Raw genomic sequence first — 14,652 nt, forward strand, 5'->3', positions numbered from 1 at the left:
ATGCAGTTGGCACTCTCGATCAGTGAGTGCCAGGTCGGGCCGGTGAGGCAGGGACCGCACCTGCGGGAGCACACCCCAGCCGTCCGTCGCGGGCACTGAACCTGACCACACAACGTGCGATCCCCTATCCGGAGGAATCACTTCGCAATGGCTAAGACAATTGCGTATGACGAAGAGGCCCGTCGCGGCCTCGAGCGGGGCCTGAACGCCCTCGCCGACGCGGTAAAGGTGACGCTGGGCCCCAAGGGTCGCAACGTCGTCCTGGAGAAGAAGTGGGGCGCCCCCACGATCACCAACGATGGTGTGTCCATCGCCAAGGAGATCGAGCTGGAGGACCCGTACGAGAAGATCGGCGCTGAGCTGGTCAAAGAGGTCGCCAAGAAGACCGACGACGTCGCGGGTGACGGCACCACCACCGCCACCGTTCTGGCCCAGGCACTGGTTCGCGAAGGTCTGCGCAACGTCGCTGCCGGCGCCAACCCGCTCGGCCTGAAGCGCGGCATCGAGAAGGCTGTCGAGAAGGTCACCGAGACCCTCCTGAAGTCCGCCAAGGAGGTGGAGACCAAGGAGCAGATCGCTGCCACCGCCGGTATCTCCGCCGGTGACCAGTCCATCGGCGACCTGATCGCCGAGGCCATGGACAAGGTCGGCAACGAGGGTGTCATCACCGTCGAGGAGAGCAACACCTTCGGGCTGCAGCTGGAGCTCACCGAGGGCATGCGCTTCGACAAGGGCTACATCTCGGGCTACTTCGTCACCGACGCCGAGCGTCAGGAAGCCGTCCTGGAGGATCCCTACATCCTGCTGGTCAGCTCGAAGATCTCGACCGTCAAGGACCTGCTGCCGCTGCTGGAGAAGGTCATCCAGTCCGGCAAGCCGCTGCTGATCATCGCCGAGGACGTCGAGGGCGAAGCCCTGTCGACCCTGGTGGTCAACAAGATCCGTGGCACCTTCAAGTCCGTCGCCGTCAAGGCCCCGGGCTTCGGTGACCGCCGCAAGGCCATGCTGCAGGACATCGCCATCCTCACCGGTGGCCAGGTCATCAGTGAAGAGGTCGGCCTCTCGCTCGAGACCGCCGATGTCGCGCTGCTGGGCACCGCCCGCAAGATCGTGGTCACCAAGGACGAGACCACCGTCATCGAGGGTGCCGGCGATGCCGACGCGATCCAGGGCCGTGTCGCCCAGATCCGCGCCGAGATCGAGAACAGCGACTCCGACTACGACCGCGAGAAGCTGCAGGAGCGCCTGGCCAAGCTGGCCGGCGGTGTTGCGGTGATCAAGGCCGGCGCTGCCACCGAGGTGGAGCTCAAGGAGCGCAAGCACCGCATCGAGGACGCCGTGCGTAACGCCAAGGCTGCCGTCGAAGAGGGCATCGTCGCCGGTGGTGGCGTGGCCCTGCTGCAGTCGGCTCCGTCGCTGGAGGAGCTGTCGCTCACCGGTGATGAGGCCACTGGCGCCAACATCGTGCGCGTCGCGCTGTCGGCCCCGCTGAAGCAGATCGCCTTCAACGGTGGCCTGGAGCCCGGCGTCGTCGCCGAGAAGGTCACCAACTCGCCCGCCGGCACCGGCCTGAACGCCGCCACCGGTGAGTACGAGGACCTGCTCAAGGCCGGCGTCGCCGACCCGGTGAAGGTCACCCGCTCGGCGCTGCAGAACGCGGCGTCCATCGCGGCGCTGTTCCTCACCACCGAGGCCGTCGTCGCCGACAAGCCGGAGAAGGCCGGAGCGCCCGCGGGCGACCCGACCGGTGGCATGGGCGGTATGGACTTCTAAGTCCTGCGCTTACGCGGAAGATCACACGGGAAAGCCCGGTCTGCTTCGGCAGACCGGGCTTTTTCGTTTCTGCAGGGGAGCGCTCAGGTGGACAGGGTCCGGGCCAGGTAGTTGAACACGGTCTGGTGTAGCTGGTACATGGCGCCTTCATGGCAGTGTTGACCGGCGCCGTCGATGCTGTGCAGTACAACGTGTTCGTGCGGGGCCCGCAGCTCAGCGGCGACGGCGGCCGCTTGTCCGGCAAAGACTTTGTCGTCTTCTCCCTCGAGCAGCAGGACCGGTGTCTGAATGGCGCCGATATCGTCGGTGGTGAGGGTGTATGCAGCGGTGCTACGCACGTATTCGGCGAAGTTGGCGGTGCCGTTCACCCACACGCCGTTCTGCAGGCCCCATCGCGCGTTGGTGTCACTTTCGGCCATGGCGTCGAGCGCAGGCAGCGCCTCTGTGTCTCGGTGGTTTTCGATCAACGCCAGCAGATCACCCGGGATGGGTGGGTAGGACGCATAGAACGACCTCAGCCCGTCGTTGCAGACGATGGCAGCCGACCTGTGATCGCGAGATGCATAGCGCGCCACCAGATATCCGCCGAGGCTGTATCCGAAATGCGCGATCTTGTCCGGCGCGATGTCCGGGATTGTCAGCGCCCAATCCACCACCGGGCCCAGCACGTTCTCCCAATCGGGGCGGTAAGGGACCTTCTGCCCGCGAATCATCCAGCCCTGGCCGGGGCCGTCGTAGGCCAGGAAGTTGTAACCGCGACGCAGAGCTGCCGCGCCGATGACGAAGTATCCCTCTTCGGCGGTCGAGTCGAAGCCATTGGTGTAGATCACCGTTGGCCGCGGGGTGCCGGTGTCATCCACGAGGAACAGGTAGCCGGGCAGTTCGGTGTTCTCGAAGGGAATCGCGACCTGCTTGACCGGCCCGTCGAGCAATTCCGCGGCTTTGAGCAAATAGTCGCGGGACAGCCCGGCCAGCTCCAGCACCAGCGGATCGTTGAGTGGGTCTGCGCGCCGGTAGAACTCGGCCGAGCGGTAGTAGCTCGAAGCGCGGAAGAACGCCTCGCGTGCGCTGACAGGGTCCCCGGCTTTCAGCGAGTCCTCGCCGCGCATTGCGATGCGGTCGGCAAGGGAGGTCCAGGCCCGGGTCCAAGCCTCCTCGTCTCCCTCCGGGATGAGGGCGGTGGTGGCGACGACCTCGCCTATGTCGGCGCCCGCGTCCGGGGCGAATCCGGCGGCGCGCAGGGTCTCGAATTTGAATGCGTCATCTTTGAAGATGAATTCCATGGGGCTTCCCTCCTCGAAAATCGGTGCGCCCCAATGGTCTCGACAAATCGCGCAGCCGTCTTTGCCGCTGGCACCGATAAGGGCTGGCCGATGTCACCCAACGGGTCTACCGGCTAGCTGGAAGATCGCGTTACCGCTGCCGGTTCTGTCGCTGGGCGCTAGCGTGGATGACTGCGGCCGGCGTACGGGCCAGTGTTATCGGTACCCGAGAACACAGGAGGCTCAGTATGACCACATTTTCGGAGCGGATCAGCCATGCCGGCTCCCTGCTCGCCGGTGAGATCGTCGAGGAGAACGAGTTCGGATCGATGCGGCGGGTGACGGCCGACAATCTGTCCATCCTGAAGAACCTGTCGATCAAGCGGGTGCTGCTGAACCCGGGTGCCATGCGTACCCCGCACTGGCACGCCAATGCCAACGAGCTCACCTATTGTGTCTCCGGCACCGCATTGGTGTCGGTGCTCGACAATCACAGCCGCTTCGCGAGCTTCATCGTGACCGCCGGGCAGATGTTCCACATCGATTCCGGTGCCCTACACCACATCGAGAACATCGGCACCGACGTCGCGGAGTTCATCATCGCGTTCCGCAACGAACGTCCCGAGGACTTCGGGCTCGGTGCGACGTTCGGTGCGTTCACCGATTCCGTGCTGGGCAACACCTACGACCTGCCGTCGGCCGATATGGCCAAGATCCGCCGTACCACCACCGACCACAAGCTGGCGGCCCGCGTCGGCGCCCCGGATATCCCCGCGGCGGCGTACTTCGACGACCCGCACAAGTTCGACATCGAGGCCCAGGCGCCGGGCCTCGATTACGCCAGCGGCAACGCACGCTTTGCCCGCGATCAGTTCTGGCCGGCGCTCAAAGACATCTCGATGTACTCGCTGCGTGTCGCCGAAGACGGTATGCGCGAACCTCATTGGCATCCGGTCACTGGCGAGATGGGCTATGTCCACCGCGGTGATGCCCGGATGACGGTGATGAATCCCGATGGCACCCTGGATACTTGGACGTTGACCACCGGTGACATGTACTTCATCCCGGCCGCCTATCCCCATCACATCGAGAACATCGGTGCCGAGGACTGGCACTTCCTGATCTTCTTCGACCAGCCCTTCCCTGCGGACATCGGTTACAAGGCTTCGGCCAGCGCGTACTCGCGAGAGGTTCTGGCCGCTGCGTTCAACACGCACATCGACGATCTGCCCGTGTTTCCCTTCACGCCCGTCGACCCGCTCGTGGTCAATCGCATCAACCCCGTCGACCCGCCGGCCACGGTCTGACCGGACCCCGCCTCGTCACGCGCCAAGGAAACCGACATGTGCATATCAGCGACGATCTGCTGGAACTCCTCAGCGCCTGAGTTGGTGTTCGTTGGCAGGCAATGGGATATGAGCGCTGACGGTGGTTCCGGCGCCGGCTTGACTGGTCACCTCGAAGCGTCCCGACAGCGCTTCCACACGGTCCTTCAAACCGATCAGTCCAGAACCCGCAGCCGGGTTCGCTCCGCCGACGCCGTCGTCGGCGACCTCGATGTGCAGGGCGGTCTCGCCGGCCGTCACCCGCACGATCACCTCGTGCGCCTTGGCGTATTTGGCGGCATTCGTCAGGGATTCGGCAACCAGGTAGTAGCCGGCCACTTCGATCGATTCCGCCATCCGGCCAGTCAGCTCGACAGTGAGGTCGACCGGCACCGGTGATCGGCGGGCAAGGGTCTTCAGGGCGGGCCCGAGGCCGCCCCGGGACAGTACCGCCGGATGCAGGCCGCGAGACAGTTCTTGCAGGTCGGTGTGCAAGTTGGAAAGGGAGTCGACGAGGGCGTCCATCCGGGGTCGAAGCACGGTGTCGTCGTCCGGCAGCGTGGCTTCGATGGCCCTGACTTCGAGTCCCATCGACACGATGCGCTGCTGTGCTCCGTCGTGGAGATCCCGCTCGAAACCACGCCTGGCCTGGTCGGCGGCGGCAACGATACGGGCGCGCGACGCAGTCAGCTCTGCGCGGGTCTCGGCGTTGTAGATCGCAGTGGCAACCAGGTCGGCGAAGTCGGTGACCCGTACTTCGATGTCCTCGGGCAACGGTTCAGAGCTGACACTGCTCGCGATGAGTGCACCCCAGATACGGTCGCCGACCAGGATCGGCGCCCCGGCCCCCGAGCGCATGCCGAGGTCGTCCAGCCGCGCGGCGGCCGCACTGCCGCGGTGCCGGTATGTCGTCACCCGGCCCGGCGCCCCGGATCGGGCGATGAGGCCGACAACGGTGTCAGAATCCAGCCCGAAGCGTTCTCCGGTGGGCAGGCGGCGGTCGTGGGAATCTTGAGATCGAGACGCCAGAACTACTGCGTGAGAATCAGATTCATACCGGAGTAAGGTGGCGTGCTCGATGTCGAGGCCGCGTCCGAGCTCATCGACGACCACCTGATAGAGGTCTGCAGGTTCGACACGGCGGGCTACTAAAGTGGCGACCCGGCGCAAGGCCGCCGCCCCTCGCAGCATCGTGCGCGCCAGCTCTGCGGCATCATCGGCTTCCCGCCGCCGTTGTTCGGACTCTACTGCGCGCAAACGCGCCTGCCCGACAAGGAGATTCGTCAAAAACGCCAAGGTGAGGAAAACGACGATGGCGGGTGCCAGGCTGCCCTGCCCCTCACTGACGTGAAAGTAGACATAGGCCAACGTGCTGGCGATCGACATCGTGATGGCAAGGCGAAAACCCCACCCGGCCGAGACCACCAACACTCCGAACAGGAACACCGCACCGAACGCGTTGTCCGGCGCAATCCGCTTCAGCTGATCGACGATGACGAATTCCAGTCCGATGACGACAACCGCCGTGACGATTCCCCACCGCACCGGTGGGGTGGTGGGGCGGAGCAGAACGGCCAACAGCCGTTCGCGTCTGGTGCGGCCGCGCGGAGGAGTATCCGTCGTGGCCGACGGGGTGGTGGTCACGGCCGCGAATTTCTTCCGGGTAGCCGCAATGCCGGTTGGTTGCTGGATCTGCCACTCTCGAACAATGCGGAGCGTAATGGAGACACCATGCGCTGTCTGATCGTCGACGACAGTGCAGCGTTCGGCGATGCCGCACGCCGCATCCTGGCGGGCTCGGGGGTCGATGTCGTGGCGGCGGCGGCGACCGGCGCCGAGGCGCTCCGGTACACCCGCACCTTGCGACCCGACATCGTGCTCGTCGACGTGGATCTCGGGGATGAGAACGGTTTCGACGTCGCCGAGGACATCCATCGCCAGATATCACCGTGCCCGGCGGTCATCATGATCTCCACGCACGACCAAGAGGATTTCGCCGATCTGACCGCTGCCAGCCCGGCGCTGGGGTTTCTGCCGAAGATGAGCTTGTCTGCCGCCGCCATCCGCAGGTTCATCACCGAGCTTCCAGGTACATGATGACGGCACGGACCCGCCGGTGGTCGTCGCCGGTCTCCGGCAGGCTCAGCTTCGTCAAGATGCTGCGGACATGCTTTTCCACGGTGCCCTCGGTGACCCACAACCGCCGTCCGATACCGGCGTTGGACAGTCCTTCGGCCATCAGCGCCAACACCTCGTGCTCGCGCGCGCTGAGCGCGGCCAGCGGATCGTCGCGGCGTTGCGCCGAGATGAGTTCTTGGACCAGCGCCGGGTCGACGACTGACGCGCCATTGGCTATCCGCTTGACCGTATCGATGAAGTCATCGACATCGGTGACGCGACTTTTCAGCAGATAGCCCACGCTGTGGCCGCCGGCCAGCAGCTCCACCGCGTGCTCGACGTCGACGTGTGCCGACAGCACCAAGATGGCGGTCTCGGGGTACTTCTGGCGAATCAATTTCGCCGCATCGAGACCTTCGCTGGTATGGGTGGGCGGCATCCTGATATCGACGATCGCCAGTTGAGGTTTCAGGTCGTGAACCAGATTGACGAGGTGCTCGGCGTTCCCGGCTTGCCCGTCGACCTGCAAGCCGCCACGCTCGAGGAGGCTGGCAAGGCCCTCCCTGAGCAACACGTCGTCATCGGCAACGACCACCCGCGTTTCGTGCACGGGGTCATTCTCGCATCGCAGGGATCGCGATGTGAGGCGTGGATTCTCGCTGTTCAGTGGGCAGTTCTCGCGTGCTCGGCGGGCCTGGCGCGTTGGGTCAGTTCTCCGACAAGACGATGCAATCGCTGTCGCACTGGCCCGGCGGGCCGGGCGCGGCCGCTTTGCGATGCAGTACCGCGCGACTGGGCACGATCTGATGCGCCTCGTCCTCGGTCGCACCGGCTCGGCCCCGCCCGTCGACGATCAGTGAATACCCACCGGACTGCCGCGGCGGACAGACCAGCGTCGCGTGCTCGTGGGACGCGAGGTTTCTCCGGGTGTGACCGCCGACCGGGCCGACGTGGATGACGCCGTTGACCAGGTGTGGCTCCACCGCGACGGTGTGCGCGTGGTAGTTGTCGTCGACCGTGACGAGATAGGCGAACGTGTAGTCCGCCAGCTTGTCGGCCAGCTGGTTGAGGTCCACTTTCACGCTCATGACGTGAGAATAGGCCGGTTGACGGCCGGGGGTGCCCGACCTGTCAGACCGGTGAAGATTGGCGTCCGCGCACGAGCCGGGAGGTGCTTCGGGCGGGCTCGGCTAGGCTCACCGAAACCCCGGCAACGCCGGGGCCGTGGTGTCCAGTGAAGTCGAGTGCCCAGGTGATTCTGGAATGCCCGCGCTGTCCCGCAACTGTGAAGCCGCGCCACCCGGTGCGGATAAGCCAGGTCAGCTGAGCCACGGACGACAACCTCCTCGGATGAAGGACTGGTTCTGGTGAGACGCGTGGGCTGCCGGTTGGCGGCGGTGTCGGCAATGCTCATCCTCGCCGCGTGCGCACCCGCCCCGGATCCCGGCGGGAGCGGCGGCCAGTCCCCACCTCAGCGCATCGTCTCACTGAGCCCCTCGGCGACAGAGACACTCTGGGCGCTCGGTGCCGGTAATCAGGTGGTGGCCGTTGACGGCCAGTCGAACTATCCGAGCGAAGTGCCGACGCCCGTTCGGGACGAGGTGCGTCCATGGACGTGATGTTGTTGGGCACCGGCAGTGCCGACGGCTGGCCCAGCCCGTTCTGCGCGTGCCGGTCATGTCGGTGGGCGCTGGTAGCCGGCGAGATTCGCGGGCAGACGGCAGCGCTCATCGACGACACTCTGTTGATCGATTGTGGTCCTGAGGCGCCGCGCGCTGCGCTGCGCGGAGGACGGACTCTGGCCGCGGTACGCCACATCCTGTTGACCCACGGGCATTTCGATCACGTCGGACCCGCAGCTCTGGTCATGCGGCACTGGGTGGGCCGGACGGAGCCCCTCGACGTGGTGGGGCCGCCCGGTGCGCTGGATCAGTGTCGCGACTGGGTGGGGCCCGATGACCCGATCCGATTCCGCGCGGTACACCCGGGCGACGAGTTGATCCTGCCGGCGCCCGGAGGCGACTTTGCCGTTCGCGTGGTGGCTGCCGAGCACTCCGATGGAATCGTGGACGACGCCGTCCTCTATGACGTAACCCGCTCGGGGACAAGGTTCCTATGGGCTACTGACACGGGCCCGCTGCCGGAGGAGACGCACGCGGCGGTGGCAGGCGCCGGATTCGACGCCGTCTTTCTCGAGGAGACCTTCGGTTCCCGTACCGAGCACCGCGCTGACCACCATGACCTTCGGTCATTCGCGCGCACGCTGGCCCAGTTGCGGGAATCGGGTGCGGTGCAAGCACATACCGATGTCATCGCTGTTCATCTGAGCCATTTCAACCCACCGGGGCCCGAACTGGCCCGGGTGCTGCGCCGATACGGTGCGCGTGCCGGCCGGGACGGAGAGGTGGTGTCGTTGGGGGAGTCAACGGCGTCGCTGGCGGTCCCGCCCTCGCGCACATTGGTTCTCGGTGGCGTGAGGTCAGGCAAATCGGTGCAGGCCGAAACGATGCTGGCCGGCCAATCGCAGGTGGTGTACGTGGCGGCCGGCGGCCCTCGGCGAGGTGACTCGGACTGGGCGCAACGTGTTCAGCGCCACCGGGACCGTCGACCCATGGAATGGCAGACCGTCGAAACCTCCAACATCGCAGCAATATTGCGTGCCACCGGGGTGCCGGTCCTGGTGGAGTGCCTGGGTACCTGGCTGGCGGCGCGGATGGATCGGCACGGTTGCTGGGACGGTGCACCGGTGGCGTCGGTCGAGCGCGATGTCGATGAACTGGTGGAGGCCTGGCGGCACTGCGATGTCACGGCAGTGGCGGTGAGCAACGAGGTCGGCAGCGGCGTAGTGCCGGATACCGTCTCAGGGCGCCTCTTTCGCGATCTGCTCGGAATCGTGAACACTCGGATAGCCGCGGAATGCGACGAGGTGGTGCTCATGGTGGCAGGTACCGCGGTCCCGCTGCCGGGGCCCGGCGCCGGGCTCAGGCGGGAGCGCCCTGCCGCCCCCTGACCAGCCGGCCGGGTCGCGCGTCGGTCGGTACACCATTCTCGGCGATGACCTCACCGGAGACGACGGTCGCGACGTAGCCGTCGGCGGTCTGGTCGAGGCGACGTCCACCGCCGGGGAGGTCGTAGGCGACGACGGGACGGTGCAGTCGCAGTGCCGCGTGGTCGATGACGTTCAGATCAGCCTTGTAGCCCAATGCAATTCGACCGCGATCGGCCAGCCCAGCGACCCTGGCCGGCACCGAGGTCAGTTCCCGGACGGCGTCGGCGACGCTCAGCGTGCCCGTGCTGCGGTCGCGGACCCAGTGGGTCAGCAGGTAGGTGGGGAAGCTGGCGTCGCAGATCATCCCGTAGTGCGCCCCGCCGTCACCGAGCCCCAGCACCACGTCGTCGCGGCGGAGCAGCTCGGCCACGGTGTCGAGTGAGTTGTCGCGGAAATTGGCCAGCGTGACCAGCAGCATGGCGTGCCCGTCGTCGTCGAGCAGGCGGTCATAAGCCTCCTCGAGCGGGTCGACGCCGCGGGACCGGGCCCGCGCACCGATGGAGTTCGACGGGTCGGGCTCGTAGTCGGGCTGTTCACCCAGCGGGTACATGTAGTCCCAGGCCTGCACCGCGAACATCAGCGGATGCCCGTCACTGGCCGAGGTGTCGTTCAGAATCCGTTGGCGCACTTCGGGTTTGCGCATCTCCGCGACCCGCTCGGTCAGCGGTAGGTGGGCGATCTCGCGGTAGCTCGGGTAGAGGACGAACGGATTGCCGGACAACTCCAGGCCGAGCACGAGTCCGATCGGCCGCGGGAAGATCTGGGCGGTGATCTCGCCGCCGTTGGAGTTGGCCTTCTCCACCATGCGCAGCGCGTCCTCGAAGAACGCCGGGCCGGCGTTGCCGATCGCCAGCGTGAACGTGACCGGCAACCCGACGTCTGCGGCCACGTCGAACACCGTCTGCAGCGCCGGCTCGTAGTCACCCGCGACCAGGTCCGGCACGAACTGGATCAGGCCGCCGCCTGCGTCGTCGACCCCTCGCGCGATCGCCTCGATCTCGGCGTAGCCGGCGTCGTAACTGGGAATCGGCCGGCCGCTCTCGGTCTTGTGGATGGTCAGCCGCGACGAGGCGAACCCCAGCGCGCCGCAGTTGACCGCCTCGGCGGCGAGCTTGCGCATCAGCGCCAGATCCTCGGTGGTGGCGGGCTCGCGGTCGATGCCGCGTTGGCCCATGACGTACACCCGCAGCGGAGAGTGCGGCAGGAACGCCGCCACATCAATATCGAGCTGTCTGGCCCCTAATGCGTCGAGGAACTCGGGGAACGTCTCCCACGTCCACGGCAGTCCGTCGACCATGACCACCCCGGGGATGTCCTCGACGCCGGCCATCACGTCGACGAGCACGTCGTGGTCGTCGGCGCGGCACGGTGCGAACCCGACACCGCAGTTGCCCATGACGGCCGTGGTGACCCCGTGCGCCGAGGACGGGTTGAGCCGTTCCGACCAGATGGCCTGCCCGTCGTAGTGCGTGTGCAGGTCGACGAAACCGGGCGTGACCAACAGTCCGGTGGCATCGATCTCGCGCGTGGCGGTCCCGGTCACGGAACCGATCTGGGCGATGACGCCGTCTCGCACGGCGATGTCTCCCACGTACGGTTCGCCGCCCAGGCCGTCGACGATGGTTCCGCCACGGATGCACAAGTCGTAGGTCACCTAACTAACGTACGACGCCACGGCCGATCGCGGAACAGGCGCGACGTGTCGGTGCCGGATGCAAGGATCGACCGGTGATCGATCACTTTGGAATCAATTGCACCGACTGGGCCAAATCAAAGGAGTTCTACGACTCTGTGCTGGGCGTACTCGGGTACAGCCGACAGCTGGACTACCAGGTGGCGATCGGCTACGGCAGTGAAGGTAAGCCCGACTTCTGGATCGCCGATGCCAGTGCCGGCGATGCCGGTGGGCCCAACCGGGAAATCCACGTGGCGTTTCACGCGGCCGACGCCGATGCCGTGCAGGCGTTCTACGACGCGGCCCTGGGTCTGGGTGCCGAGTCGCTACATGCGCCACGCCTGTGGCCCGAATACCACCCGGGCTACTTCGGTGCATTCGTCCGCGATCCCGACGGAAACAACGTCGAGGCGGTGTTCCACGGGGCTGCCCCGCAGTAGCCCTTAGAGCTGTTCCAGTTCCGAGATCCGCCAGTCGCCGTCGACGCGGGTCAGGCTGACCCGGTAGGCCACCGCGTCCTTGGTCGACGGACCGCCGGCGGTCTCGGAACTCTGGTCGACGAACGCCACCACCTTGGCCTCGTCGGCGGTCAGCGATTCCACTCCGGTGTTGCGGACAATCGCCGACTGGGTGACGTTGTCCGACTTCGCGCGGATCGTTTTCCGGTATTCGTCGACGGCGGTGCCGGTCAGGATTTCGGTGACCGCGTCGATCTCGGCCCGGCTGGTGGTCGGGGTGAAGCTCAGCGCCTTGACCACATTGGTCTTCACGAAATCGGTGACCTGCTCGCGCGCCTGGTCGTCGTCGGCGATCGGGGCGGGCGCCGGAGTGCTCTTGACCGACAATTGCCAGAAGCCAAGGCCGCCCGCGACGACGATCCCCACGATCAGCGCGATGACCGACAGCGTCCAGCCACGTGTGCGTGTGCCCATCAGTTCACGAACTCCAGCTTCGAGGCCTTGTAGCTGCCGTCGACGTGCTCAACGGTGACCCTGACCCGTTGCAGTGAAACCACACCGACCCGATTGACCGTGACGGTCACCTTGGTGTCGACGGTGACGAGCACGACCGCCTCGTTGGAGAACAACGATTCGACGCCGGCCCCGGTGACCGTTCCGTCGGTCTTGACGCCCAGATCCGTGGCCTTCTTTTTGATCTGCGGTGCTTGGTTCTGCAGGTCGGCGCGGAACTCGTCGGTGGCGCCGTCCATGATCGTCGCGAGATCGGTGTCGACCGTGTCTGCGCTCACGGTGACGGTGTGCAACGCGAAAGTCTGGGCGGCGTCCACGTATGGCTGCCACGACGGCGTCGTTCGCGCCACCGGGGCATCGCGGACGAACTGGCTGATCGCGAAGCCGATGGCGCACACCAACAGCACTGCGAGAACGGTAGGCACCACAACCCTTGCCGCGCTGCTCTTCTCGGGGCGGCGCGGCTGCGGGATCGGGCTCGGCCCCGACCAGTGGGGGGAGGAGTGCGATGGGCCGGCCACCGGGTGGGTGGATGCCGTGAAGCTCGGGGCCGTGATGACCCGCGGGGGCTCGGAAGAGAACTGTTGCGGCCGTGGCGATACCGACACCGGCGGCTGAGGCTGCGGTTGCGGCGTGGGGGGCCGCTGCGTGAGGGGAGCGGCCGTCGGCCGGGCGTCGGCGAGCGCCTTGGCGAAATCGCTGCACCGCGGGTAGCGGCCGGCCCGGTCCTTGGCCATCCCCTTGAGCATGACCTCGTCCAGGTAGGCCAGTTCGGGACGTTCGGTCCCCAGGCTCGGTGGGGGCTCGTTGAGTTGCTTGCTGATCACCACCGCCGGGTTGGAGTGGTGGAACGGCGAGTGCCCGGCCAGGAGCTGAAATGCACTGGCTGCCAGCGCGTATTGATCGGCCCGCCCATCCATCGACTGCCCGAGGAGCTGCTCGGGAGCCGAGTAGGCCATGGAACCGACGGCCATGTTGGTGGCGGTGATCCCGCTGATGTCATCGATCCGACGGGCAACGCCGAAGTCGGCCAACAGGATTCGACGACGAGCCGCTTCGGGTCCGGTCAGCAGGATATTGGCAGGCTTCACGTCGCGGTGCAGCAGGTTGCGCTCGTGGGCGTAGTCGAGCGCCTCGGCGATGGCGGTGACGATCTCGACCGCTTCACGTAGGGAGACGCCGCCGGGGTGCCGCTCACGCACGTGCCGCGCGGCGTCGGTGCCGTCGACGTAGTCCATCGCGATCCACAGCTGGCCCTCGTACTCGCCGCGATCGTGCAAGCCGACGATGTGGGGATGCCAGAGCGAGGCGGCGATGTCGGCCTCGCGGTTGAACCGTTCGCGGTACTGGGCGTCACTGGTCAGCGAGGCCGGCATGATCTTCAGCGCATCCTGGCGGGGGAGCCGCGGATGTTGGGCCAGATATACCTCGCCCATGCCGCCTGAGCCGAGTAGACGTTGAATCGTGTACCCGGCGAACACGTCACCGGTATTCAACGGCATGCAGTGATGGTAGTCGGACCGGCCATCGGCCGTTTCGCGAGTAGCGTCGATGCCATGGCTGCCGCTGACTCCAACGCCGGTTCCGATGCCGTCCGCGAATTGCTGCGCGACGCGTTCACCCGGCTCATCGAGCATGTCGACGATCTCACCGACGGGCTGACCGAAGAGGTGTCGAGTTACCGGCCCACACCGCAGGCCAACAGCATCGCCTGGTTGATCTGGCACAGTGCTCGCTGCCAGGACCTGCAGTTGTGCGACATCGCCGGGATCGAGCAGGTGTGGACCCGCGACGGCTGGAAGGATCGGTTCGGGCTCGATCTACCGGGCAACGACATCGGCTACGGCCACAGCCCCGAGGACGTTGCGAAGGTGCACGCCTCAGCCGAACTGCTGGCGGGCTACTACCTGGCAGTGCACAAGGTGACGCTGGCCTACATCGCCGGGGTGACCGCCTCCGACCTCGGCCGCATCGTCGACAGCCGGTGGGATCCGCCGGTGACGGCAAGTGCCCGGCTGGTCAGCATCATCGATGATTGCGCCCAGCACCTGGGCCAGGCCGCGTATCTGCGCGGCATCATCCCTTGATCGCCCGGTGGTGGCCCGTCGTCGGCCTCACCGTCATGGTCCTGCTCGGCCGGGCCGTCCGTACGGGACCGGTGCCGATCGACAACTGGTTCCAGCAGATCGGCGTCGAATTCGGTTCGTATCGGGACGTCTTCCTGGTGCTCAGCCAGCCGCTGCTGGTGGCGGCCGCGTTGCTGGTCGGCATCGTCGTGGCGCTGCGCCAACACCGGAAACGGTTGGCGCTCGCCATGGTGGTGAGCCCGCTGGTGGCGATCACCGTCGTTCGCGTCATCAAGCCGATCTTCGGTAGGGAGAAAGGTGGTGCGCTGGCCTATCCCAGCGGTCACACCACGTTTCTCGTGGCAGGGACGAGCTTGCTCGTGTTGGTGGCAGGCATGAGGCTGTGGGTGCTG

At 66.2% G+C, this 14,652-nt stretch carries 15 protein-coding genes; 8 read left to right on the forward strand and 7 right to left on the reverse strand.

Going from position 1 to position 14,652, the window contains the following annotated elements:
• The first annotated feature begins 147 nt into the window (after positions 1-147).
• Positions 148-1,773: a chaperonin GroEL gene (gene groL / locus A5779_RS08120; RefSeq protein WP_064880671.1), complete on the forward strand. Its 1,626-nt coding sequence runs from the start codon at positions 148-150 to the stop codon at positions 1,771-1,773.
• Between the two features lie 83 nt (positions 1,774-1,856).
• Here the strand turns inward: groL and A5779_RS08125 are convergent, their stop codons facing one another.
• Complete coding sequence (locus tag A5779_RS08125; protein WP_064880673.1) at positions 1,857-3,056, reverse strand: alpha/beta hydrolase family protein; 1,200 nt, start codon at positions 3,054-3,056, stop codon at positions 1,857-1,859.
• Between the two features lie 227 nt (positions 3,057-3,283).
• Between A5779_RS08125 and A5779_RS08130 the strand changes: the two genes are divergently transcribed.
• Positions 3,284-4,342: a cupin domain-containing protein gene (locus A5779_RS08130; RefSeq protein ID WP_064880676.1), complete on the forward strand. Its 1,059-nt coding sequence runs from the start codon at positions 3,284-3,286 to the stop codon at positions 4,340-4,342.
• A 69-nt stretch (positions 4,343-4,411) separates the two neighbouring features.
• Here A5779_RS08130 and A5779_RS08135 read toward each other — a convergent pair whose 3' ends face one another.
• Positions 4,412-6,004, reverse strand: coding sequence for a sensor histidine kinase (locus tag A5779_RS08135; protein WP_064880678.1), 1,593 nt, complete (start codon positions 6,002-6,004; stop codon positions 4,412-4,414).
• Positions 6,005-6,091: 87 nt separating this feature from the next.
• Here A5779_RS08135 and A5779_RS08140 point away from each other — a divergent pair, with 87 nt between their 5' ends.
• A complete protein-coding gene (locus A5779_RS08140) occupies positions 6,092-6,457 on the forward strand; it encodes a response regulator (protein WP_064880680.1) in 366 nt (121 codons plus the stop codon).
• Here the strand turns inward: A5779_RS08140 and A5779_RS08145 are convergent.
• Together A5779_RS08145 and A5779_RS08150 are read right to left on the reverse strand one after the other, a co-directional pair.
• A complete protein-coding gene (locus A5779_RS08145) occupies positions 6,435-7,088 on the reverse strand; it encodes a response regulator (RefSeq protein ID WP_064880682.1) in 654 nt (217 codons plus the stop codon). The genes A5779_RS08140 and A5779_RS08145 overlap by 23 nt on opposite strands.
• Before the next feature lie 97 nt (positions 7,089-7,185).
• On the reverse strand, positions 7,186-7,566 hold the full coding sequence (locus A5779_RS08150) for a hypothetical protein (RefSeq protein WP_064880683.1): 381 nt from the start codon (positions 7,564-7,566) through the stop codon (positions 7,186-7,188).
• Positions 7,567-7,845: 279 nt separating this feature from the next.
• Here A5779_RS08150 and A5779_RS34425 point away from each other — a divergent pair, with 279 nt between their 5' ends.
• Together A5779_RS34425 and A5779_RS08160 are read left to right on the forward strand one after the other, a co-directional pair.
• Positions 7,846-8,097: a TroA family protein gene (locus A5779_RS34425; RefSeq protein WP_413784900.1), complete on the forward strand. Its 252-nt coding sequence runs from the start codon at positions 7,846-7,848 to the stop codon at positions 8,095-8,097.
• Complete coding sequence (locus A5779_RS08160) at positions 8,088-9,488, forward strand: bifunctional adenosylcobinamide kinase/adenosylcobinamide-phosphate guanylyltransferase (RefSeq protein WP_064880686.1); 1,401 nt, start codon at positions 8,088-8,090, stop codon at positions 9,486-9,488. The genes A5779_RS34425 and A5779_RS08160 overlap by 10 nt, the downstream gene beginning before the upstream one ends.
• On the opposite strand, the gene A5779_RS08165 is transcribed toward A5779_RS08160, so the two are convergent.
• Positions 9,460-11,181 (reverse strand): N-acyl-D-amino-acid deacylase family protein, encoded by a 1,722-nt coding sequence (locus A5779_RS08165; RefSeq protein ID WP_064880689.1) that lies wholly within the window; start codon positions 11,179-11,181, stop codon positions 9,460-9,462. The genes A5779_RS08160 and A5779_RS08165 overlap by 29 nt on opposite strands.
• Positions 11,182-11,255: 74 nt before the next feature.
• On the opposite strand from A5779_RS08165, the gene A5779_RS08170 reads away from it, so the two are divergent.
• A complete protein-coding gene (locus A5779_RS08170; protein WP_064880691.1) occupies positions 11,256-11,642 on the forward strand; it encodes a VOC family protein in 387 nt (128 codons plus the stop codon).
• 3 nt (positions 11,643-11,645) lie between these two features.
• Here A5779_RS08170 and A5779_RS08175 read toward each other — a convergent pair whose 3' ends face one another.
• Together A5779_RS08175 and A5779_RS08180 are read right to left on the reverse strand one after the other, a co-directional pair.
• Complete coding sequence (locus tag A5779_RS08175) at positions 11,646-12,134, reverse strand: hypothetical protein (protein ID WP_064880693.1); 489 nt, start codon at positions 12,132-12,134, stop codon at positions 11,646-11,648.
• The gene (locus A5779_RS08180; RefSeq protein WP_064880695.1) at positions 12,134-13,675 is read right to left on the reverse strand and encodes a serine/threonine-protein kinase; all 1,542 of its coding nucleotides are present in this window, start codon (positions 13,673-13,675) and stop codon (positions 12,134-12,136) included. The genes A5779_RS08175 and A5779_RS08180 overlap by 1 nt, the downstream gene beginning before the upstream one ends.
• Positions 13,676-13,729: 54 nt before the next feature.
• Here A5779_RS08180 and A5779_RS08185 point away from each other — a divergent pair, with 54 nt between their 5' ends.
• Positions 13,730-14,260, forward strand: coding sequence for a mycothiol transferase (locus A5779_RS08185; protein ID WP_064880718.1), 531 nt, complete (start codon positions 13,730-13,732; stop codon positions 14,258-14,260).
• The coding region (locus A5779_RS08190; protein ID WP_207549045.1) for a PA-phosphatase at positions 14,257-14,652 on the forward strand (396 nt) is incomplete at its 3' end. The genes A5779_RS08185 and A5779_RS08190, both read left to right, overlap by 4 nt.

Source organism: Mycolicibacterium peregrinum (genome assembly GCF_001665625.1).
Lineage (GTDB): Bacteria > Actinomycetota > Actinomycetes > Mycobacteriales > Mycobacteriaceae > Mycobacterium > Mycobacterium peregrinum_B.

Excerpts from the sequence above, each read along its gene's own strand:
- groL (WP_064880671.1), top strand. The coding sequence starts at position 148 with ATGGCTAAGACAATTGCGTATGACGAAGAGGCCCGTCGCGGCCTCGAG.
- A5779_RS08125 (WP_064880673.1), bottom strand. The coding sequence starts at position 3,056 with ATGGAATTCATCTTCAAAGATGACGCATTCAAATTCGAGACCCTGCGC.
- A5779_RS08130 (WP_064880676.1), top strand. The coding sequence starts at position 3,284 with ATGACCACATTTTCGGAGCGGATCAGCCATGCCGGCTCCCTGCTCGCC.
- A5779_RS08140 (WP_064880680.1), top strand. The coding sequence starts at position 6,092 with ATGCGCTGTCTGATCGTCGACGACAGTGCAGCGTTCGGCGATGCCGCA.
- A5779_RS08150 (WP_064880683.1), bottom strand. The coding sequence starts at position 7,566 with ATGAGCGTGAAAGTGGACCTCAACCAGCTGGCCGACAAGCTGGCGGAC.
- A5779_RS08160 (WP_064880686.1), top strand. The coding sequence starts at position 8,088 with ATGGACGTGATGTTGTTGGGCACCGGCAGTGCCGACGGCTGGCCCAGC.
- A5779_RS08175 (WP_064880693.1), bottom strand. The coding sequence starts at position 12,134 with ATGGGCACACGCACACGTGGCTGGACGCTGTCGGTCATCGCGCTGATC.
- A5779_RS08180 (WP_064880695.1), bottom strand. The coding sequence starts at position 13,675 with ATGCCGTTGAATACCGGTGACGTGTTCGCCGGGTACACGATTCAACGT.
- A5779_RS08185 (WP_064880718.1), top strand. The coding sequence starts at position 13,730 with ATGGCTGCCGCTGACTCCAACGCCGGTTCCGATGCCGTCCGCGAATTG.